The organism is Streptomyces griseiscabiei, from assembly GCF_020010925.1.
Classification (GTDB): Bacteria; Actinomycetota; Actinomycetes; order Streptomycetales; family Streptomycetaceae; genus Streptomyces; species Streptomyces griseiscabiei.
Genome location: NZ_JAGJBZ010000001.1, coordinates 2,158,811 through 2,179,660, shown reverse-complemented (window position 1 = coordinate 2,179,660; position 20,850 = coordinate 2,158,811). Strand labels below are relative to the sequence as shown.

At 71.9% G+C, this 20,850-nt stretch carries 18 protein-coding genes and 1 pseudogene; 13 read left to right on the top strand and 6 right to left on the bottom strand.

Going from position 1 to position 20,850, the window contains the following annotated elements:
• Nucleotides 1–184 precede the first annotated feature (184 nt).
• Entirely contained in the window at nt 185–3,043 is a 2,859-nt protein-coding gene (locus tag J8M51_RS09480) for a helix-turn-helix transcriptional regulator (RefSeq protein ID WP_267299102.1), read from the top strand.
• Between the two features lie 126 nt (nt 3,044–3,169).
• Here J8M51_RS09480 and J8M51_RS09475 read toward each other — a convergent pair.
• Nucleotides 3,170–3,927 (bottom strand): annotated as a pseudogene (locus J8M51_RS09475) (SDR family NAD(P)-dependent oxidoreductase); the annotation flags it as partial.
• Between J8M51_RS09475 and J8M51_RS09470 the strand changes: the two are divergent.
• From J8M51_RS09470 to J8M51_RS09455, 4 genes are all read left to right on the top strand, one after another.
• Nucleotides 3,921–4,502, top strand: coding sequence for a tyrosine-type recombinase/integrase (locus tag J8M51_RS09470; RefSeq protein ID WP_398855807.1), 582 nt, complete (start codon nt 3,921–3,923; stop codon nt 4,500–4,502). The pseudogene J8M51_RS09475 and the gene J8M51_RS09470 sit on opposite strands and share 7 nt — an antisense overlap.
• 219 nt (nt 4,503–4,721) lie before the next feature.
• Nucleotides 4,722–6,377, top strand: a complete 1,656-nt coding sequence (locus J8M51_RS09465) for an MFS transporter (protein ID WP_267299101.1) — start codon at nt 4,722–4,724, stop codon at nt 6,375–6,377.
• Nucleotides 6,378–6,483: 106 nt separating this feature from the next.
• A complete protein-coding gene (locus J8M51_RS09460; protein WP_216586905.1) occupies nt 6,484–7,035 on the top strand; it encodes a hypothetical protein in 552 nt (183 codons plus the stop codon).
• Between the two features lie 183 nt (nt 7,036–7,218).
• Nucleotides 7,219–7,416: a hypothetical protein gene (locus J8M51_RS09455; RefSeq protein WP_086764434.1), complete on the top strand. Its 198-nt coding sequence runs from the start codon at nt 7,219–7,221 to the stop codon at nt 7,414–7,416.
• Nucleotides 7,417–7,475: 59 nt separating this feature from the next.
• Here J8M51_RS09455 and J8M51_RS09450 read toward each other — a convergent pair whose 3' ends face one another.
• A complete protein-coding gene (locus tag J8M51_RS09450; protein ID WP_216586885.1) occupies nt 7,476–8,891 on the bottom strand; it encodes a DUF2252 domain-containing protein in 1,416 nt (471 codons plus the stop codon).
• A gap of 207 nt (nt 8,892–9,098) precedes the next feature.
• Here J8M51_RS09450 and J8M51_RS09445 point away from each other — a divergent pair, with 207 nt between their 5' ends.
• The 4 genes from J8M51_RS09445 to J8M51_RS09430 all read left to right on the top strand — a co-directional run bounded on the left by J8M51_RS09445 (nt 9,099) and on the right by J8M51_RS09430 (nt 12,338).
• Nucleotides 9,099–9,908: an HdeD family acid-resistance protein gene (locus J8M51_RS09445; protein WP_398855804.1), complete on the top strand. Its 810-nt coding sequence runs from the start codon at nt 9,099–9,101 to the stop codon at nt 9,906–9,908.
• Nucleotides 9,909–9,948: 40 nt separating this feature from the next.
• The gene (locus J8M51_RS09440; RefSeq protein WP_256965188.1) at nt 9,949–11,325 is read left to right on the top strand and encodes a hypothetical protein; all 1,377 of its coding nucleotides are present in this window, start codon (nt 9,949–9,951) and stop codon (nt 11,323–11,325) included.
• A 112-nt stretch (nt 11,326–11,437) separates the two neighbouring features.
• On the top strand, nt 11,438–11,899 hold the full coding sequence (locus J8M51_RS09435) for an SHOCT domain-containing protein (RefSeq protein WP_086757550.1): 462 nt from the start codon (nt 11,438–11,440) through the stop codon (nt 11,897–11,899).
• Nucleotides 11,900–11,903: 4 nt separating this feature from the next.
• Nucleotides 11,904–12,338: a DUF7144 family membrane protein gene (locus J8M51_RS09430; protein WP_086757548.1), complete on the top strand. Its 435-nt coding sequence runs from the start codon at nt 11,904–11,906 to the stop codon at nt 12,336–12,338.
• On the opposite strand, the gene J8M51_RS09425 is transcribed toward J8M51_RS09430, so the two are convergent.
• Nucleotides 12,304–13,017, bottom strand: a complete 714-nt coding sequence (locus tag J8M51_RS09425; protein WP_086757546.1) for a hypothetical protein — start codon at nt 13,015–13,017, stop codon at nt 12,304–12,306. The two genes, J8M51_RS09430 and J8M51_RS09425, sit on opposite strands and share 35 nt — an antisense overlap.
• Nucleotides 13,018–13,026: 9 nt before the next feature.
• A complete protein-coding gene (locus J8M51_RS09420) occupies nt 13,027–13,602 on the bottom strand; it encodes a TerD family protein (protein WP_086757544.1) in 576 nt (191 codons plus the stop codon).
• Nucleotides 13,603–13,787: 185 nt separating this feature from the next.
• Here J8M51_RS09420 and J8M51_RS09415 point away from each other — a divergent pair, with 185 nt between their 5' ends.
• The 3 genes from J8M51_RS09415 (at nt 13,788) to J8M51_RS09405 (ending at nt 16,673) form a co-directional block, all read left to right on the top strand.
• Nucleotides 13,788–14,174, top strand: coding sequence for a BlaI/MecI/CopY family transcriptional regulator (locus J8M51_RS09415; protein ID WP_086757542.1), 387 nt, complete (start codon nt 13,788–13,790; stop codon nt 14,172–14,174).
• A 5-nt stretch (nt 14,175–14,179) separates the two neighbouring features.
• Nucleotides 14,180–15,112, top strand: a complete 933-nt coding sequence (locus tag J8M51_RS09410) for a M56 family metallopeptidase (protein ID WP_086757540.1) — start codon at nt 14,180–14,182, stop codon at nt 15,110–15,112.
• Nucleotides 15,113–15,287: 175 nt separating this feature from the next.
• Nucleotides 15,288–16,673, top strand: a complete 1,386-nt coding sequence (locus J8M51_RS09405; RefSeq protein WP_179203191.1) for an LCP family protein — start codon at nt 15,288–15,290, stop codon at nt 16,671–16,673.
• Nucleotides 16,674–16,743: 70 nt separating this feature from the next.
• Here the strand turns inward: J8M51_RS09405 and J8M51_RS09400 are convergent, their stop codons facing one another.
• Nucleotides 16,744–17,727: a sporulation protein gene (locus J8M51_RS09400; RefSeq protein ID WP_179203190.1), complete on the bottom strand. Its 984-nt coding sequence runs from the start codon at nt 17,725–17,727 to the stop codon at nt 16,744–16,746.
• Between the two features lie 154 nt (nt 17,728–17,881).
• Nucleotides 17,882–18,745, bottom strand: coding sequence for a DUF4394 domain-containing protein (locus J8M51_RS09395; RefSeq protein ID WP_086757535.1), 864 nt, complete (start codon nt 18,743–18,745; stop codon nt 17,882–17,884).
• Between the two features lie 333 nt (nt 18,746–19,078).
• Here J8M51_RS09395 and J8M51_RS09390 point away from each other — a divergent pair, with 333 nt between their 5' ends.
• Complete coding sequence (locus J8M51_RS09390) at nt 19,079–20,323, top strand: PucR family transcriptional regulator (protein WP_179203189.1); 1,245 nt, start codon at nt 19,079–19,081, stop codon at nt 20,321–20,323.
• The last annotated feature ends 527 nt before the right edge of the window (nt 20,324–20,850 follow it).

Below are 20,850 nucleotides of genomic sequence, written 5' to 3'. Positions count from 1 at the left end.
CCCGCGTCGGTGCGCCGACCATACGGGCCGCCCTGTCACGGCCCCGAACCGCCTGCCACAGCGCCCTCGGGCCATCTCCCGGACGGCGGAAGGCCGTTCATCTCCGTCCGGCGTGGAGGGGAACGGAACATGGCGGAACGTCATCTTCCCCCCGGGGGGTGGTTGAGGACGGACGAGGTGGCACGTGCGGGGACAGCGTGGAACAGTCGTCGGCAGGGACAGCGACGTCCGCGCCCTGGTCGACACCCTTCGCGCCACCGGTCGAACGGCGCGTGCCGTGCTGGTCACCGCCGGGGCAGGGATGGGCAAGACAACCGTCCTGGAGCAGGCACAGCGTACGGCTGCCCAGCACGGCTCCGCGGTGGTACGGCTCTCCTGGGACGGCGACGACGGCGGCGGCCATGCCCGGGACACAGCCGGCGCGATCTCTCTCGCCGAAGGAGGCAACCTGTTCCTGGCCGACCCGGCCACCGGAACGGCGTCTGTGCCCGCCGCTGAGATGGCGCAGTTGCGCGCCGCGGTGCGGGTGGGCGGGGTGGAGGGGCTGTCCGCGTTCTCCCAGGTACTGGCAACGGCAGCCCGCCGGATGCCGCTCGCCCTGGTCGTCGACGGCGTCGAGCGCATGCCGCCGCCTGCCACAGATGCGTTGGGGCTGTTGCTGCGGGTTTTCCGTCCGCACGGCGTACCCGTGGTGATGACCAGCCGGCCCTGGCCCGCCCGGGAGTCCCACCGGGCACAGCTGGCCGCTGCGACCGACGAGGTCCTCGAACTTCCCCCGCTTCGCCCGGCCGACGTAGCCGCGCTCGTCGACCGCCACGCCACCCGGCGGTTCGGCCGCCCGGCCGAACCCGCCCTGGCGGATGCCGTGTCACGGGCGTTGGGGACTCTGGCCGGCAACCCGCAAGCCGTGCTGTCGGTCCTGAACACCCTGGACGAACGAGACCTGATCGAACTCGACGGCCTGATGTGCCTCACCCGCGCCGAGAAAGACCTGGCGTTGGACGCCGAGGACGCCTTCCTCCTCGGCCTCGGCCGGTCCCACACACTCCCGTACTCCGGGACCGTCGCGGCGGCCATCGTCACCGCCCGTGTGCTGGACCACGCCGACGTGGACATCGACGACGCGTTCACGATGACGCCCTCGGCCGGAGCCCGGGCCGTGGAACACCGACTGGACCGCCTGATCACCGACCGGGTCCTGGCCGCGGACCCGCAGGGCCGTCTGTCGTTCACCGTCCCCGCCCTCGCGGCAGCCTTACGGACCCTCCCCCTGCAACACGACGTGCAGGCCAACTCCGCCCGGTACGTCACCGCGTTGACGGACAAGATCGGTGCCGAGGCCACCGGCCGCAGTTACCCCAGACTGGCCGACCGCGTCGCAGCCTCCGGCCCGCTCGTCGACGACGGTCTCGCGGTACCGCTGCTGCTGGCCGCGGCCCGCGAGGAGGCCCGCGCCAACTGGCCCCGTGCCACCCGTGCCTACGCCGCCGCGCTCAACCGCCTCACACCACAGGATCCGCGCACCCTTGGCGTACTCCGCGAGGCAAGCACCCTGAGCCTGCGCCACGGCGACCACGCCGGGCTCCTCTCCCTCGGCGCACCACTGCGAACCCTCCTGGACCCACCGCACACCGGACACACCGAACACACCGAACACACCGAAGACGCGGGAGACGCGGGAGAACCGGCCGGCCTGGAGAGCGTTGCCGTCGCAGGGGCGTGGGCGGCGCTCCACGAACACCGCGCTCCCTGCGCAGAGTTGGCCGACCGGTTTCCCGCCGCGGCCGAACTGACGGAACTCGGCGGCCTCTACGGCATCGGCCCGCTCACACCCCGGCAGAAAACGGCTGCCCCTCACCCCGCGGGCACCGATCGCGGGCATCACGGCATGCCGTTGCCCTCACCGGCCGAACTGCGGCTGGTGGCCGCCGCGGTGGGCAGCCACACCGAGCTGATCCGTGCACGGGCCGACCTGCCCCCCGACGCCCTCGACGACCAGGCCATGGACCGGCTGGGGCAGGCCGCCGCCTACGGGGACCTGGCCGGCGCGTTCTCGGCCGTCCTCGGCGACCGGTACGTCGCAGCCCCCGACGGCATCGCAGTCCAGTACCAGGGCATGGTCCGCGACTACCTGACGGGGGACTGGGACGCGGCACTGACAGCGGCCCGCCGCATCGAAGTACGCAGCCGGACCGGCCCTGCGGCGGGCATCCCGCACCTGGCGCGGGCGCTGGCCGCGGAGATCCACTGGGCCCGCGGGGACATCGCACACGCCCACGCACGGCTCGGCCTCGTCCCCCACACCCTCACCCACCCCCTGGCCGCACGCGCCCGCCTGGCCCTGCGGTTCCAGTCGGGCCAACGGGAACAGGCACTGGAGGGAGCCTGGCACGACATGCGGCGGGCACGAGCGCGCGGCCTGCTCGCCGGGGTCGAGCGGCTGCTGCTGGGCATCCTGTCGCTCGCCACCCACGACGGCCGGCCGCACACGGTCCAGCGGGCCATGGAGGAACTGGAAACCCTGCACGAACAGGCCGCCACACCGCTGACTCACGAGGCCCTCCTCCTCGCGCGCGGCATCGCCCACCAGGACGCGGACAGCGCGCTGGCCGCCCACCGGCTGGTCAAGCGCCGGGGCGATACCCACCTGGGCGCGCTGTGCTGCATGTGGCTGACACACATCGCAGACGACCCACGGCCCTGGCTGGCCGAGCCCGTACGCGACGCCCGCCGCCTCGGCCTCGGACACTCCTTCCGCACCGCCGTCAGCCGCGCCGCACAGCAGCGCAGCATTCCCCTCCCGAGGTTCCGTCAGGTCAGGGACGAGCTGACCGAAGCCGACATCAGGCTGATACGCATGGTCAGCGAGGGTGCCCCCAACCGGCAGATCGCGACAGAACTCTCCTGTAGTCCCAAGACCGTGGAACAGCGCCTGACACGCCTGTTCCGGCGCACAGGCTGCCGCACCCGCACAGAACTCGCCGCCTTCTGGCTGAACAAAACCCCCACGAACCCACGGACCGCCTCCGCTCTCCAGCCCTGACAGGCCGGACGGCCACCCGAGGCGATCGGGTATCGCTCGGCGAACCGTCCTATGACGGTCTGCCGGCTGGCCGGGCTGAACCTGGCGGTCGGCCACCGGATGGCCGCCCGGGGCACGGCTTCGCGTCTACCGGAAGCCGAGATGCGGAGCGGTGCCGGTCAGCTCACTGCTCGCGGCCCACAGGTGAGCGGCGACGGCCGGGTCGGTGATGTGCGAGGGGACGGGCTCACGCCGTGGTGTGCCGCGCAGGCCGAAGACCCTCGGCCCCCACAGCTCTCCTCCTCGCACCTGCGGGTCCAGGACGGCACGGACGACGGGCCATGCTCCGGCGTCCTTGCCCCGCACCAGGAGCCCGGCGGGCAAGGCGCGAAACCGCGCGCCGGGGGTGGTCACGCTGACCGGCGGGCGGGACGGGGTGAGGGAGTCCAGTGCGCCGCCGGGGTGGGCCACCACACTGAGCACCGTGCTGCCGACGGTGCGCAGGCGGCGGTCGAGTTCGAAGCCGAAGCACATCTGCGCCAGCTTCGATCGGCCGTAGGCGCGCCCGGGCCGGTAGTCCCGGGTCGACTGCAGATCACCGAGGTCCAGTCGCTCGGAGCGGGCCGCGAAGCTTCCCGTCGTCACGATGCGGCCCGCCGGCGCCGCGGACAGCAGGGGGCCAGCTGCTGGGTCGGCACGAAGTGCCCGAGGTGGTTGGTGCCGAACATCAACTCGTGGCCGTCCTCGGTCTCCCGGCGTGGCGGGGCGTCGAGCGTGACCCCTGCGTTGTGGACCACGGCGTCGAGATGACCGACGTCCAGCCTGTCCACAGCCGACTTCAGGGACGACAGGTCGGCAAGGTCCAGCTGAAGATGCCGCACGCGAGCACCGGGGACGCGTGAGCGTGATCCACGTCCGCCGCCAAGTCCAGTCCATCAAGGGCAGGCTGTACTTCACTCTGCCGAAGGGAGGCAAGACCCGCATCGTCGATATGCCCTCCTCGGTGTCACAGGAGCTGAAGCGGTATGCAGAAGCGTTTTCTCCGGTGCGGGTGGAGCTGCCATGGGACAAGCCGGAGGGGCGGCCGAGGAAGTACTCCCTGATGCTCACCACGCGATTCGGAAACGCCATCGCGGTGGTCGGGTGGAACACCAACACCTGGAAGCCCGCGCCGGCCAAGGCCGGCGTCATCCCGCCGCGACCCGCGGGGGCACAGCCGTGGCAGTGGCAGGCGGCGCCGAGGGACGGCTTTCATGTGCCGCGACACACCTATGCCTCGATCTTGCTGGAAGCGGGCGAGTCCGTGGTGACGGTGGCTCGCTCGCTCGGGCACTCCTCGCCGACCATCACGCTCCGTTACTACGCTCACTTCCTTCCGGAGGCCGGAAGGAAGGGGCGCAGCGTCATCGACGGACTGCTGCTGGGGAGCCGGGGAAATCGGTCTGCCGGTCGAAACTCCCCAGATTCTCCCCAGGGCTGATCGCGGGCGTTTTTGAGGCGGTCTCCGGGAGGGGGAGGGGCCGGGGTGGTGACCGGCTCGGTGCTCCCGTGGGCGTGGGTTCCCCGGCCGGGCGGTGGCTGCCTCGCCCGTGGCGGGTGAGGCAGCCACAAGGGTTCTGAGCTGCGATGGAGGTGGCGAACGGGTCGCCGCCGGGCATCCCCTGCCGGGGTTCCGGGTCGAGTCGGTGAGGTGGACGCCGTGAAGCACTGGCGGGCTCTGATCGTGCTGGGGACGGCGCAGTTTCTGATGGTGCTGGACACGTCGGTCATGAATGTCTCGATCAGTCAGCTGGTGGAGGACTTCGACACCGAGGTGACCGCCATCCAGGCCGTCATCACGCTGTACGCGCTGGTCATGGCCGCCTTCATGATCATCGGGGGGCGGCTGGGAGACATCTTCGGCCGTCGGCGGCTCTTCTTTCTCGGGCTCGTGGTCTACGGCACCGGCTCGGCCCTGACCGCCGCGGCGCCCACGCTGTGGGTGCTCGCGCTGGGCTGGTCGGTCATCGAGGGGCTCGGTGCCGCGATGGTGCTGCCGGCCATGGCTGCCCTCGTCGCCGAGTCCTACCGGGGCCGGGACCGGGCCGTCGCCTACGGCGTCATCGGTGGACTGGCCGGTGCGGGGATCGCCGTCGGCCCGTTGCTGGGCGGCTGGGTGACCACGTATCTCACCTGGCGGCTGGTCTTCGTCGGCGAGGTGGTCGTGGTTCTCGCCGTGCTCTGCTTCCGCCGGGTGATCAGCGAGGTTCCCCGGACCGGGCCCCGCCCCGCCATGGACGGCGTCGGCGCCACGCTGTCCGCCGCGGGCCTCGGGCTGGGCGTGCTCGGCGTCCTGCAGAGCAGCACCTGGGGCTGGGTGCAGCCCCGCAACCCGCCCTTCACCGTGATGGGCTTCGCCCCCACCCTGTTCGTCGTCGGCGCCGGAGCAGTCGTCCTCGCCTGCTTCGCGCACTGGGAGCACCGGCGGGCCGCCCACGGCACCGACCCCCTCGTCCACCTGCCCCTGCTGCGCCGGCCCGCCCTGCGCTCGGGCCTGTCGGCACTGCTCTGCCAGAACCTCATCCTGCTCGGGCTGTTCTTCACCATTCCGCTCTATCTGCAGGTCGTACAGGGCTTCGACGCCTTCGAGACCGGACTGCGGCTGCTCCCCGTCTCCATCACCATGCTCGCCGCCTCCCTGGTCGCCTCCCGGCTCGGCCGCCTGGCGGGACCGCGCCGGGTCGTGCGGCTCGCCCTGGCGACGCTGGCCGTGGCCATCGCGTGGCTGCTGGCCACCATCGACCCCGTCATCGACGACACCCAGTTCGCCCTCTCCATGGGCCTGCTCGGCGTCGGCATGGGGCTGCTCGCCTCGCAGCTCGGCAACGTCGTGCAGTCCAGCGTGGGCGAGGAGGAGCGCAGTGAGGTCGGCGGGCTGCAGTTCACGGCCCAGAACCTCGGCTCCGCCCTCGGTACCGCGCTCATCGGATCGCTGCTCATCGGCTCCCTCGCCCACGCCTTCACCGCGCAGGTGGAGGACGACCCGCGGCTCTCGCAGGAGGCCAGGCAGCAGACGAGCGTCGCGCTGCAGGCGGGGATCAGCTTCGTCCCCACCGACCAGGTCCGTACGGCGGCCGAACGCGCCGGGCTTCCACCGTCCGAGGTCGACGCCCTCACCGACTCCTACGCCTCGGCCCAGCTGGACGGCCTGAAGGCGGCGATCCTCGCCACCGGCGGCATCACCCTCGCGGCCTTCCTGGTCACCCCACGCCTGCCGGGCGGACGGGCGGACCGTACGCCGCCGGACGGGCCCGGGACGGACGCCGCCCCGGCCGCCCCGGCCGCCCCGAGCGCCGCGCACGGCCCCCGGCGCTGATGCCCTCACATGTCGAATGTCGAAGAAGACAGTCGAGAAGACAGCCCAGGAGACAGCCGACGGGACGGCCGACGGGACAGCCGCCCACCGAGAGGAGGCCGTGACGATGCCCAGCCCCGGGCCTGCCACGCCCGCCACACCCCCCACCTCTCCCGCCTCCCCGGCCGAGCGCGGCGGCCGTGCGCGCCGGGCCCGTGCCGACTACACCGGTGGTGTCTACGGGTCCATGCTCGCCTCCTCCGTGATCATCGGCGCCGGTGCGCCCGGGGCCCATCCCCGGGTGGAGGTCGTCCTTCTGCTGTTGCTCACGGGTCTGGTGTTCTGGATCGCCCATGTGCACGCCCAGCTGTTCGGGGCCCGGCTGGCGCAGCGGGGGCTGGACCGCCGGGTCGTGGCGGAGGTCTGCCGTGACGAGTGGCCGATCGTCAACGCCGCCGTTCCGCCGGCCGTCGCCGTAGCGGTGAGTCCGCTCCTCGGCCTCGACCTGGCGGGCGCCCTCTGGCTGGCGCTCTCGGTGGCCGTGGCGGGACAGGTGGGCTGGTCGGCCGCGGCGGCCCGCCGCGCCGACGCCTCGTGGGGGCTGGTCGCCCTGACCGCCTCGGTGAACCTGCTGCTCGGTCTCCTGATCATCGGGTTCAAGCTCTACCTGACCCACTGAACCGTTGAACCACTGACGTGCCTGCCCACCGGCCCACTGGTCCACCGGCCCATCGCCGACTCACCTGCCCGGGGTGAGGACCGGCCGGTGCTCCGGGGCGGAGGATCCCAGGGAGGGATCGCAGAGAAATCGCAGAGAAGGGGCGCAGCGCGCCCGTACCCAGGCCATGGGGGAACACCGCTCATGCGCTACGAGATCCGCGTCGAGGGACAGCTGTCGAAGGCGCTCACCGGCGCCTTCCCCGAACTGGAGCATGTGCTGATCTCGGGCCACACGGTCCTGTTCGGGCATGTGGTCGACGAGGCGCATCTGTACGGGCTGCTGGCCCGTTGCCAGTCCCTGGGCCTGCGGGTACTGGAGATGCGCCAACTGCCGGAGTGACCGCAGTAGTCACAGCGACTGGAGTGAGCCAGCGGGTCCCCGGAGGTTCAGGTTCAGGTTCAGAGGATCTCGGTCCGGACCCTGCCCGTGTGCGCGGCCACGCCCAGCGCCTCGAAGTCGCGCTCGTTCCGGTCGGCGTAGGCCTGTGCGAACTCGGTGAGGGCACGGTCGAAGCGGTCGCTACCGCCGAGGTAGGCGGCGATGGCGACGGGGTCGCCGGACCGGGCGTGGGCCCGCGCCAGGCTGGCACCGCACACCCGCGCGAAGAGCCGCAGCAGCCCCGGGTCCCAGGTCTCCGGCCGGGCGATGCCCTTCCAGTCGCGCAACTGCCGTACGTAGAAGTCCCGTTCACGGCCGTCCAGCCCGACGACATGGGTGTAGCCCAGGAAGATGTCACTCGTCGTCTGGATCAGCCGCTGCCCCGACACCACCCGGCGGCCCTGGTTCTCCCAGCGGTCGCCGCCGAGTTGGGCGGAGAGGACGGACTCCTGTGCCTCCTTGGCCTGGAGCAGCAGCGGGTCGTGGTCGTCGCGGCCGAGCAGGAGCACGATCCAGCAGCGCGTGCCCACGCTGCCGACGCCCACCACCTTCCGGGCCATGTCGGCGGCGTGGTAGTGGCGCAGCAGATGGCGGCGCTCGGACGACAGGGTGCGTGCGTACTGCTCCAGGACACCGTGCAGTTCCTTCTCCTGGCCCGCGGCGGAGGGGTCCGCCAGCAGGTCGCGGAGGGGGGTGATCAGGGGTGGGTCGGGGGCGATCAGCCGGCCCTCGGCCGTGATGCGGGTGAGCTTCTCGAAGGCCTGGAGGTGGGTGCGCGTACGGGCCTTCGCGGTCGCCTTGGCGGTGCGGCGCCGGCTCTCCTTGTCCATCGAGGAGGCCATCAGCTCCCGCAGCCGGTCGACGTCGTCCTGCGCGTACCAGATGTCCAGGGTGGGCATGCCGGCGAACTCGCGCATCCGCCGCCGGTACGCCTTCACGCAGGTCCGGACGGCGCCGTTCTGCTCGGCCGTCGAGAAGCCGTTGGCGCGGGCCGCGATCACGAAGCTGGCGGCGAGGCGTTTCACATCCCACTCGAACGGGCCGGCCAGCGTCTCGTCGAAGTCGTTGATGTCGAAGACGAGATGACGTTCGGGCGAGGCCAGCAGACGGAAGTTGAGCAGGTGGGCGTCGCCGCAGAGCTGCACGGTCAGTCCGGTGTTGGGCAGCGGCCCGAGATCGGACGCCATGATCGCCGCCGCGCCGCGGTAGAAGCGGAACGGGGATTCGAGCATGCGGCCGTAGCGGATCGGCACCAGGTCCTGGAGCCGGGTGGCCGACTGCCGCTCGATCACCTCGATCGGGTCGGTGCGTCCGTCGTCCGCGTCCGCCTCGAACCAGCCGTGGCAGGACCGCGAGGCGCGCTTGCGCGCGTCGCGGCCGTGGGCCGCCCTCTCGGACACGGACAGCGACACCGTCGATGCGCTCGATACGGTCATGACATACCTCCTCAACCGCCCGCCGGGCGTACCCCCCACCTCATCGTGGACCGGGCGCGCGGGGATCACCCGCCGAGGGTGATCCGGCGGGTGCCGGGGCGGCGGGACGCTGGCCCGGTCAGGTGAGCGTGACCGCGTGCCGGCACACCGCCCCGCGTCGGCGGTGCGGTGCGGAAGCGGTCCCGCCCGGCCGCGCGAGGAGGAGCCATGACCGAGTCCGGCGGCCCGCAACCACGAAGCGGCCCCTACGAAGGCTCCGGCGTCACGGACGCCGGACATGGCGGGACGGGAGCCGTCCCGGGCGGTCCGGGCGGCGCCCCCGACACAGCCGGCGCGTCCCCCGGTGGTACGGGTGCCGCTCCCGGTGGGCACGGCGCCGACCCCGGGTGGGACAGTGCGTCTCGTGGCACGGCGTCCGGAGCCACGGGTGATCCGGCGGAGGCGCTTGGGCGCGTGGGGCGGTCCTGGAAGTGGATCCTCGGCTCGGCCGCGGCCACGCTGGTGCCGGGCATCGTCGTCCTGGTCTGGCCGGACGGGACCCTGCACGTGCTCGCGGTCCTCCTCGGCCTGTATCTGCTCGCGATGGGCGTCTTCCGGTTCGTCGACGTCTTCGCCCGCCGGGAGCCGGGCGAGCGGCTGTCCGGGCTGCTCCTCGCGCTGCTGTACGTCCTGGCCGGTGTGCTCTGTCTGCGGAACCCGCTGCAGACCATCGCCGCGCTCTCGCTGATCGTCGGGATCGTCTGGCTGGCGACCGGCATCCTCACCCTGTACACCGCCCTGGCCGCCAAGGACCTGCCCCACCGCGGCTTCGTGCTGGGCGCCGCGGTGCTCGGGATCGTCGCGGGGATCGTGGTGCTGGCGCTGCCCACCGAGTCCGCCACGGCGCTGACGCGGCTGCTCGGCCTGTGGCTGGTCCTGCTCGGCCTGGGCGAGGCGGCGGTGGCCCTCGCCTGGCGTGCCGCCCTGCACCGGGCGGGCCTCACGGGTTCCCGGGAGCCGACCGCCGGGACCTTCTGAGCTCCTGTCCGACAGCCCCCTGTCCGACCGAGGAGGAGCCATGGCCCCGGACAAGGACTCCGTACCACCCGACCCGGACGACCCGGACCCGGGCCCACCGAACCACGATGCCCGTGCCGCCGCGCATCCGCTCAGTGCCGAGGAGCGGGCCGAGTACGAGCGGCTGCGGCGGCACGCGGGGGTGCGGCATCGGCGGCTGCGCAAGGCGGGGGCCGCGGTGCTGCTGGTGGTGACGCTGGTGCTCGCGCCGCTCGCGGTCGTCGCGGCCTGGGTGCAGGAGACGGTCGCCGACACCGACCGGTACGTGGAGACGGTCGCCCCGCTGGCCTCCGACCCGGCCGTCCAGCAGGTCGTGATCAACCGGCTGACGGACGAGGTGGTCAAGAAGGTGGACGTCGAGGCGGTGACGGACGCCCTGACCAAGGTGCTCGCGGACAACGGCGCCCCGTCGGCCGTCGTGACGGGCGCCGCGGCCCTGGACGGCCCGCTGCGTTCCGTGGTCCGGACCGTCGTGGACCGCAATGTGACCCGGGTCGTCACCAGCGAGGTGTTCCGCCAGACCTGGGAGGGCTCGAACCGGCAGGCACACGCCGCGGTGGTGCACATGCTCACCGGTGAGCGGGACGGCGCCCTGCAAGCCACCGGCGACACGATCCAGCTGGACCTCGGCACCGTCGTCGACCAGGTACGGGAACGCCTCGTCGACGCGGGCTTCGACAAGGCCGCCGCCATCCCCGACACCGACCGGAAGGTCACCCTCTTCCACACCGACGAACTGGGCAAGGCCCAGGACGCCATGCGGCTGCTGGACATCCTCGGCACCTGGCTGCCCGTGATCACCGTCGCCCTCGCCGCCCTGGCCGTGTGGACCGCGCCCGGACACCGGGTGATGCTGCTGATCACGGCCCTGGGGCTCGGCCTGATGATGGTGGTGCTGCTCGTCGCACTGGCCGTCGTCCGCCGTGTCTACCTGGACGCCGTACCGGCCGCGACCCTGCCGCCGGACGCCGCCGGGGCGATCTTCGACACCTTCCTGCGCTTCCTGCGCGACAGCACCCGTACCCTCCTCGTCGTCTTCCTGGCCACGGCCCTCGCCGCCTACATGTACGGCCCCGGGCGGGCGGCCCGGTGGGTGCGGGCCCTGGCCCGGCGCGGCACCACGGCGGCCGGGCGGGCGCTGCGGAGCGCCGGGGTGTCCACCGGGCGCACCGGCCGGCTGCTGGCGGCGCACCCCCGGTGGACCAGCGGCGTCGTCCTCGGGGCGGGAGCCCTGGCCCTCATCCTGTGGAACCACCCCACGGTCGGTGTGGTCGTCCTCGTCGCCGTCCTGGTCGTCGTCGTCCTCGCGCTCGTGGCCGTGACCGCCGCCGCGGCGGAACCCGCCCCGGAGGAGCCCGCTCTCACCCGCCCGGGGTGAGGCACCCGGACCTTGCCGTGCGCACGCTGGGAACGGCGCCGATCACGGTGCCGTGGGCGCGCCGAGGACGGCAGGACACCTGTCGGGCGAACGTCCGGAACGGAGGAGAGACATGAGTGGTCAGACGTACCTCGCGTACGACTACCCGCTGCTGAGCGTCTTCTGGTCGATGCTCTGGCTGTTCCTGTGGATCATGTGGTTCGTGCTGCTCTTCCGGGTCGTGGTCGACATCTTCCGCGACGACGAGATGAGCGGCTGGGCCAAGGCGGGCTGGCTGGTCTTCACGATCCTGCTGCCGTTCCTGGGCGTGTTCGTCTACGTGATCGCCCGTGGCAAGAACATGGGCCGTCGCGAGGTGGCGCAGGCACGGGCCCAGCAGAACGCCTTCGACGACTACATCCGGCAGACGGCCAAGGGCGGTGGGGGACAGCCCAGCAGTGTCGACGAACTGGCCAGACTGTCCGAGATCCGCTCCCGCGGCGACATCTCCGACGACGAGTTCCGCCGCGCCAAGGAACTGGTCCTGAGCGGCCACGGAAGCGGCCACGGAACGCACCACAGCGAATCGAGGTAGCGGTATGACAGCCACACACTCCGGGCATGTGCGTTCGACCAAGCACGCACGGCCCGTCGCCGAGGGGCTGACGGTCTTCGCGGCCATCATGCTCATGATCGCGGGCATCCTCGCGGTGTGCCGGGGCATCATGGCGATCGCCGAGGACGAGGTCTTCGTCAGCACCCGCAACTACGTCTTCGAGTTCGACCTCACCGGCTGGGGCTGGGTCCATCTCATCCTCGGTGCCGTGGCCGTCCTCGTCAGTCTGGGCCTGTTCCAGGCGTCGATGTGGGCGCGGGTGGCCGGCGTCGCCATCGCCGGCCTCATCATCATCGCCAACTTCCTGTCCCTGCCGTACTACCCCGTCTGGTCCATCGTGATGATCGCCTTCTCGGCCTTCATCATCTGGGCCCTGTGCGTGGTCAAGCGGGACGGTTCCGGGGACTCGGTCCGCTGAGGGACGGATCCTCGTGGAGGCAGCGGCGCAGATGGGGGAGCATGCCCCGGTACAACAGCGCCTGCCGCCAGACGAGCCGGGCCTGCTCCGGTCCGCCGGGACGCTCCCGGTCGCCGTGTCCGCGCAGCGCCGTACGGAACAGCGCGGCGAACGCCAGCAGGGCGCTCACGGCCGCGAAGAGGGTGAGCGTCCAGCCGGCGGCGATCAGCGAACCGGGCAATGTGCCCCGCACCCCGGTCAGTCGCAGGAGATACCCGAGGACGAGCACGACGGCGGCGGAGGAGGCGGCCAGGGACGGTGTGAGCACCGCCACGAGCGGCAGCAACTCGGCGTCGGCGGCCCGGCGCCACGCCCGTCCCTCCGCATCCTCGACCATCGGCGCGTCCCCCTTCCCGCCCGGGGCGTCGACCGCCGGCGCGCCCCACTCCCCGCCGGTGGCCGACGCCCCGGCGGCGGACGCGAGCGCGGCGAGGTACGCCTCGTGCTCGGCGTGCGCCACCGCCATGATCGCGTCCGCGTCCGCCTCCGCCCGGAACCGCAGCCGCCGTTCGGCCAGACCGCTCGCGTCGGCGCGCAGGGCGTCCCGGATGTCCGGGGTGTCCAGCGCCAGCCGCAGTACGGCCTCGAAGTCGGCCCGGTCCTCGGAGCGCGGGCCGGCCGGGCGATACCGCCCCTTCACCCCGCCTCCTCAGACGTTGACGCCGAAGTCGGCGGCGATCCCGGCCAGCCCGGAGGCGTAACCCTGCCCGACGGCACGGAACTTCCAGTCGGCGCCGTTGCGGTACAGCTCGCCGAAGACCATCGCCGTCTCGGTGGAGGCGTCCTCGGACAGGTCGTAGCGGGCGATCTCGGTGCCGCCGGCCTGGTTGACCACGCGGATGAAGGCGTTGCGGACCTGGCCGAAGCTCTGGCCCCGGTTCGCGGCGTCGTGGATCGAGACCGGGAAGACGATCCGGTCGACCTCGGCGGGCACGGCCGCCAGGTTCACCTTGACCGACTCGTCGTCGCCCTCGCCCTCACCGGTGAGGTTGTCACCGGTGTGCTCGACCGAACCGTCCGGGCTGGTCAGGTTGTTGTAGAAGACGAAGTGCCGGTCGGAGAGGACCTTCCCGGCGGTGTCGAGCAGCAGTGCCGAGGCGTCGAGGTCGTAGTCGGTGCCGGTGGTCGTCCGCACGTCCCAGCCCAGTCCGATCAGGACGGCCGTCAGACCCGGTGCCTCCTTGTTGAGCGAGACGTTGCCGCCTTTGGACAGGGAAACTCCCACGGCGTACTCCTTCTTGACGTTGTCGGTGTCGTCGGCGTCATGGATTCCTCAGAAATCTACAGCACTGTAGAAGATGGGGAGAGTCCTTCGGCAACTCTCCTTCTACAATTCTGTAGATCACGAGACGGACCGCGAGAGGGACCGCGAGACGGATCACGAGACGGTTGACGGAAAGGGGACGGGGTGTGACGGACCGACAGCGCTCCCGGCGGCGGGGCCAGGGCGAGTTGGAGGCGCTCGTCCTGTCCGCGCTGCGCGAGGCGGACGGCCCCGAGAGCGCGGGGTGGGTCCAGGAACGCCTCGGCGGCGACCTCGCCTATACGACGGTGATCACCATCCTGACCCGGCTGCTGGCCAAGGGCGCGGTGAGCCGGGAGCGTTCCGGCCGCTCCTTCGTGTGGACCCCCGCCTCGGACCAGGCGGGCCTGGCCGCGCACCGGATGCGCCGGGTCCTCGACGGCGAGAGCGACCGCGAGGCGGTGCTGGCCAGCTTCGTCACCTCCCTGGCGCCGGACGACGAACGGCTGCTGCGCGAGTTGCTGGGGCGGGCGAGGGGCGAAGGGGACGACTAGGCCTCATGGGGGTGTTCGTCTTTCTGCCGCTCGTCCTGCCGCTCACCGCGTGGCCCATCGCACGACTGGCCGAGCAGCGGCTGCATCCACGCACCGCCACTCGGCTGCTGACCGGTGTGGCCGTGGTGATGGCGGTGTGCAGCACCGTCTGCCTGGGCCTGCTGATGGTGGTCGGCACGGCCCAACTGCCCGGCAATCCCCTGCCCGACGGCTGGTCCGACCCCGAGGTGCGCGCGGCCGTCCCGTACGACGAGGTCGCCGGGCGCCTCGCCATCCCCGCGCTGCTCGCCGTACTGCTGGCCTGCGGCCGGGCCCTCGGGCGGCACGGCCGGGTCCGCCGCCGCGCCCACCGGGCCCTGGCCGGGCTGCCCGGCACGGAGGTGGCCGTCCTGCCCGACGAGGCGCCGTACGCGTACGCGCTGCCCGGCGGCAGGCGCGACCGGGTCGTGGTGAGCACGGCCCTGCTGGCGTGTCTGGAACCGGCCGAGCGGCGGGCGCTGTTCGCCCATGAGCGGGCCCATCTCGCCGCCCGGCACCACCGGTTGCTGCTCGCCGTCCGGCTGGCCGCGCGTGCCAACCCGTTCCTGCGGCCCCTGGGCACGGCCGTGGCGTACACGGCGGAGCGGTGGGCGGACGAGGACGCGGCGCACACGGTCGGCAGCCGCCGGGTGGTGGCGCGCGCGATCGGCAAGGCGGCGCTGGTGTCCGCCGGTTCACCGGTGGCGACACTCGCCGGCTTCGCCGCCTCGGGACCCGTGCCGCGCCGGGTCGCGGCGCTCCTCGGTCCGCCGCCCGCGGTGCGCAGCCTGCCCTCGGTGTTCACCTCGGTGGGGCTGGCCGCGTGGGGAGCGGCCGTCGGCGCGGCGCTGTCGGCCATGTCCTCGGCGAACTCGGCCGTGACGATGGTCCTCATTCTGTACGCTGCGACGCCACTGTGACGTTCGTCCGCGACGTTCGCGCACGCCGTCGTGAACACGGGGCGTGGTGAGACGTGTACGGCACCGATCCGTATATCTACATGCATGTAGAGTCCTGCGGGTTCGGTGATCACGACCACCGGACGACCAGGGGGCAGTCGACCGGCCGGGTGCGGCCGAGGCGGGGGCAGGGCCGGTGAGCGGTACGGGAAGGCGGCGCGCGGGCGCCGGAGGCGGGGGGACACGGCTGACACGACGCGGCCGTACGGTGAGCTGGCTCGCGGGGACCGCGGCCGTGCTCGTCCTCGGTGCCGGCGGTGTCGGTGCCTGGGTCTACAAGGACCTGGACAACAACATCACGGGCGCCGACGTCGACGGCAAGCTCGGCGGGGACCGGCCGGTCAATCTCAGCCCGGGGTCGAAGAACATCATGGTCGTCGGCTCGGACAGCCGCGACGGGGCCAACGCCAAGTACGGCAAGGACCTGACCACCATGCAGTCGGACACGCTGATGGTGCTGCACATCCCCGCGAACCGGGAGTGGGCCACCGTGGTGTCGTTCCCGCGCGACTCCTGGGTCGAGATATCGGCCTGCGAGAAGGGCGACGGCACCACGTCCGGCCCGCATCTGGCGAAGATCAACGAGGCGTTCGCGATCGGCGGTTCGAGCGGCGAGGTCGCCGGGGCCGCCGCCTGCTCGATCCGTACGGTCGAGGCCAACACCGGACTGCGCATCGACAACTTCATGTCCGTCGACTTCCAGGGCTTCAAGGGGATGGTCGACGCCCTGGAGGGCATCGAGGTCTGCCCCGAGCAGGCCATCAAGGACGAGAACGCCCGCCTCGACATCGAAGCCGGCTGCCAGACCGTCCGGGGCGAGCAGGCCCTCGGCTATGTACGGACCCGCTACGCGGTGGGCGACGGCTCCGACATCGGACGCATCGGCCGGCAGCAGGAGTTCATGGAGGCGCTGGCGTCCAAGGCCAAGTCCAAGCTGACCAGCCCGCCTTCGCTCTACGACTTCCTGCAGTCCGCAACCAAGTCCCTGACCACGGACGAGGATCTCGCCGGCATCGACCCGCTCTACGACCTCGCCTCCGAGCTGAAGGGCATCCCGAGCGACCGGCTGACCTTCCTCACCGTCCCCAACTACCCCCGTGAGGCCGACGTCCCCGCCGACAAGGCCAACATCGTCTGGCAGTACCCGCAGGCCGCCGACCTGTTCACCTCGCTGGCCGGCGACAAGGAGGTGGACAAGAAGAAGCTCCAGGCGCGGGCCAAGAAGGATCTGATCTACGCGTCCGCCGTGCGGGTCCAGGTCCTCAACGGCACCGGGGTCACCGGGCGCGCCGCCGCCGTCGCCGAGAAGCTGCGCGAGGCCGGCTTCACGGTCGTCGGCACGGGCAACGCGCCCGAGACCACCGACACCACCACGGTCTCCTACCCGGACGACCTCACCAAGTACGCGAAGGTCCTCGCCTCACGGCTGCCCGACGCCAAGGCCGCACGGTCCGCGGACGCCGCGGCGGGAGTGGTAACCCTGGTCGTCGGATCGGACCTCGATCTGGAGAAGCTGCGCTGACCCGGCGGGCCGCTCCCCGGGCCCGCCGGACCGTATGTCAGTCCTCCTCCGCCTGCTCTCCGTCCTGCTCCTACTCCTCGTCCTCCTCCTCTTCTTCCTCCTCGCCCTCGAAGAAGTCCCCGACCTCGTCCACGACTTCGGCGGCCACCATGCCGCCGACCACACCGACGGCGAGCCCGGCGGCGCCCGCGGCGACGGCGGTACCGATGCCCGGGCCGGAGCGGTGGCCGTCGTCGCCGTGTGCACCCTGGTGGCCGTGGAGGGAGGTGGGGGCGTAGGCGGCGCGGTGCTCGGCCAGCTGCCGGATCCAGCCGTCGACCAGGGTGTTCCAGTCCTGCTGGGCGACCTCGGCGTGGGAGACGGTGAAGCGGGTGAGGGTGTCGTGGCTCCCGGAGTACGCCCCGCCGCGCTTGTCGGCCTCCAGGACGACCTCCAGGCCGCCGGGACCGGCGAGGAAGGTCAGCTCGATCTCGTTGATCCGGTCGGCGTACTCCGGCGCGGGGATCAGCTCGATCTCCTGGTAGAAGGGGAGCTGCTGGCCGGTGCCGTGGATCCGCCCGTGTTCGAGGTCGGCGGAGCGGAAGCCGAAGCCGAGCCGGCCGAGGGCTTCGAGGATCGCCTCCTGCGCGGGCAGCGGGGTGACGTTCAACTGGTCGAGGTCGCCCTTGTCCCGGGCGTCGGCGACGGCCAGTTCGGTGCGGACGCCGAGCACGATGCCGAGGGCCTGGCCGTAGAGCTCGGTGATCGGGGTCTCCCACGGCAGGGCGAGGGTGAACGGGACCTCGCGCAGTTCGCCCGCGGCCAGCCGGAAGCCGCCGCCGACGGTGGTCCGGTCGAAGACGGCGACGCCCTCGCTCTCGCCCTCCTCGTGCTCGGCCTCGACCCGCGCCACCAGCTCCAGGGTGATGTGCTCGATCTCGAAGTCGGCGTCACCGCCCTTGAGATGGACCCGGCCGCTCAGTGTGGCGCCGGGGCGGACCGCGCCGGGGTCGAGAACCGTGTCGACCGTGGGGCCGCCCACACCGAGCGAACCGAGCAGTCGTTTGAACACCATCGTGGCGTCCACTCCTTAACTTGCGTACGTACGGGGGCTGTTGAGGGCAGCCATTCCCTCTACAGACGTGTAGAAGCATAGAGGAGATGCGTACGCCGACTCGCCGCGGTCCGGTGATGTCCGGGCCGCGGCGAGGGTGAGGAGGTGCGACGGGTCAGCTGCCGGTGAGGGAGACGGCGACGTCCGTGATGTTCAGGGGGAACTTGGACTTGGCGGCGTCGTTGACGAGGGTGGCCTGCCCGGTGAAGACGTTGACGGTGTAGAGGGAGGGCGTGCTCGCGCCGGAGGCGGTGAGGGAGGCGAAGGCGAGGTTGTCGACCGTCTTGCCGCCGCTCAGCGTGGAGTAGATGTCCATGCCGGCGTTGATCTGGGCGTCGAGGCCGAGGTTGCCGGTCGGGGCGAGCGTGCCGTTGTTGGCCGGGGACTGGATGACGACCTGGTCCGTGGTCGTGTTGATGTCGAACAGGGTGGTCGCGGTGGACCCGTCGAGGTCGTTGTTCGTGTAGGCGGCGGCGGAGACGCCCTTGGTGGTGCCCTCGATCGGCGGGGTGGTGAGGTTCAGGTCCTGGATCGTCGTGTGGTCGTTCAGGTTGTGCCGCAGGTTCTGGCCGTTGTCGCTGATCACACGCAGCCGGTCGGCCGCCGGGTTGAAGTCGACGCCGAAGTTCGCGCCGACCAGCGCGTACTGGAGCTGGGACACCTTGGTGACCACGACGTCCTGCGTGCCCGTCGGGATCTTGATCGTGTAGATGCCGCCCTTGTTGCCCACGCCGTACAGCACGCCGTTCTGCACCCGGAAGTCGATGCCGACCAGACCCGTGTCGCCGCTGAGACCGGTGACGGCCCTGACCCAGTTGAGCACGTCCGCCCGGTCGGTCCAGAACGCGGCCATCAGCGTGCCGTCACCGCTGATCCCGTAGGCACGCAGGCTGGGGGTGGCGGCGGGGGCGGCCGAGGAGATGCCCGGGGTGCCGAGCATGAGTGCCGTCGAGGTGACGACGACCGCCGTCGCCGCCATGATTCTCTTTCGTATGCCTGCATTCATCGGAGATTCCCTCCCGTTTCGGGCGTGCGCCCTCGCATGGCGCCTGGCTGAGGAATTTCGTACCCGTGCCCGTACTGATTGCTGAATTTCGCGGTGTTCCCCCACGGGCGTGTACGCGGTTCTCATTAAGGCCGCTTTACGACTCCTCCACAAGCGGAAAAGGTGACGGGAACGCCCCGATCCGGGAATTTTGCGCAGAGTGACAAAAACCCTGTCGGCCCGCTTGCCGCCGGTTTATGCGAAGTGATGAACGCCGTCCGGATCTCGTCTGTCGGCCCGTTCGTCCGGAATGACATGCTCGCGTCCATGGGGAGCCTCTTCGCCGAACTGGCCCGTCAGGCGTCGGCCAACGCCCACCGGGAGGTCGAGACCTACGCGCGCGAGATCCCGGAGTTCGGGTTCCTGGACAAGGATGTCCGGGCCCGTGCCGAGACGCTGGAGCACGCGGTGTGGCTCCGGCACCGGACCGTCGAACTCTCGCCGGAGAACAGCGAGTTGACGGTTGATGATCTTGACTACATCGCGTCCATGGGGGAGCTGCGGGCCGCTGCCGGAATGCCGCTCGACGCACGGCAGCGGGTGCTGCGCGTGCACACCGCGCTCATGCTGCGTGAGATCAACGAGGCGACCGACGCCCAGCGCGGCGGTGGTGTCGACGAACTGATGCGGATGATGACCTGGTTCGCCCCCCAGGGCGAGCGGGGCATCGGCGCCTACCGGCAGGGATTCGTCCGCGTACTGCGCCGCCGAATGCCGTACACCGAACAGGTCGCCCTGCTGGCCCGGTCATTGCTGAACGGAGATCCGATATCCGCGGAACTCGCGGCCGTCGTCGACATGGAACTGCCGGAGCACTGCGCGGTGACGGTGTTCCGGCTGCCGGACCCGCCCGCCGTCGACCGATTCCTGGAAAACGAGATCGAGACACTCGTGAAGGCCCACCAGACGCCGGTCATGTGGGGTCCGGGGGACGGTGACGGGGGCGCGGAACTGATCGCCCTGGTGCCGCTGGCCTCCGGCGGCGCCAGGGCCGGTGACGCGCCCCCGCACCCTGTTCCCGACCTCTTACCCGACCTCGTCCCCGGCCGGCTGCCGGATCTCGTCCGGGACTTCGCCCGCGCCCTCGGCCGCCCCTGCGCCGTCGGCACCGCCAACGCGCCGCTGCCCGAGCTGGCCGGGGCGCTGAACCGGGCCCGGCGGATCGGCCGGGCCGCCCCGCTGCGCCGGGCCTCCGGCCGGCTGCGGCCGCACGCCCTGGCCGACGTCTTCGTGGAACTCGCCGTGGCGGACGTGCCGTTCGTCGACGACTGGCTGCGCTCGCTGGCCCGCGCCCTGGACTCCGGCCCGGACCTGCTGCTCACCCTCGACGCCTACTACCGCCACGACATGCGCCGCGGCTCGACGGCCACCGCCCTCAACGTCCACACCCGCACCCTCGACTACCGGCTGCGCCGGGTACGCGAACTCACCGGCATCGACCCCGGCTCGACCCGAGGCGTGCGCACCCTCTCCGCGGTGGTCACCCGGCATCTGTCGCAGACGTGGGATTGACGGCGCGGGATGGCGGGGTGCTGACGTGGTCATTGCCGCGGGGGCCGTGCTCCGGGGCGCCGGGCCGGTACGTGTCGTCGTGCGGGGCGCCGACACGGGTCATCGCCACGCGCGCCGGGCCGGTACCGCGTCTCCGTGCGGGGCGCCGGGCGGGTGAAGGCCGCACCGGCGGCGGGAGGGCCGGGTCGGACGGTCGCCGAACCGGCGGTGGGGGAGAGCCGGGTCGGACGGTCGCCACTCGGGCGGTGAGGGAGAGCCGGGTCGGGTGGCTCCTCGCGCTGCGGAAGGTAGGGGGCGTGGCGTGGCGCGCCGGCCCCTGGTCGCCGCCTCAAGTCGAGCGGCGCCCGGATCGCCTGGCGCCCCCAGGCCTGGCACCCCGCTAGCCCGGCACCCCCTACCTGGCGCCACCCGCCTGGCACCCCCCACCCGGCGTCTACCCGGCACCACCCGCCCGACGACGCCCACCCGGCGCCGTCAGCTCGGCGCCCCCGACCCGGCGCCCCCCTAGCCCGGCACCCCCACCCAGC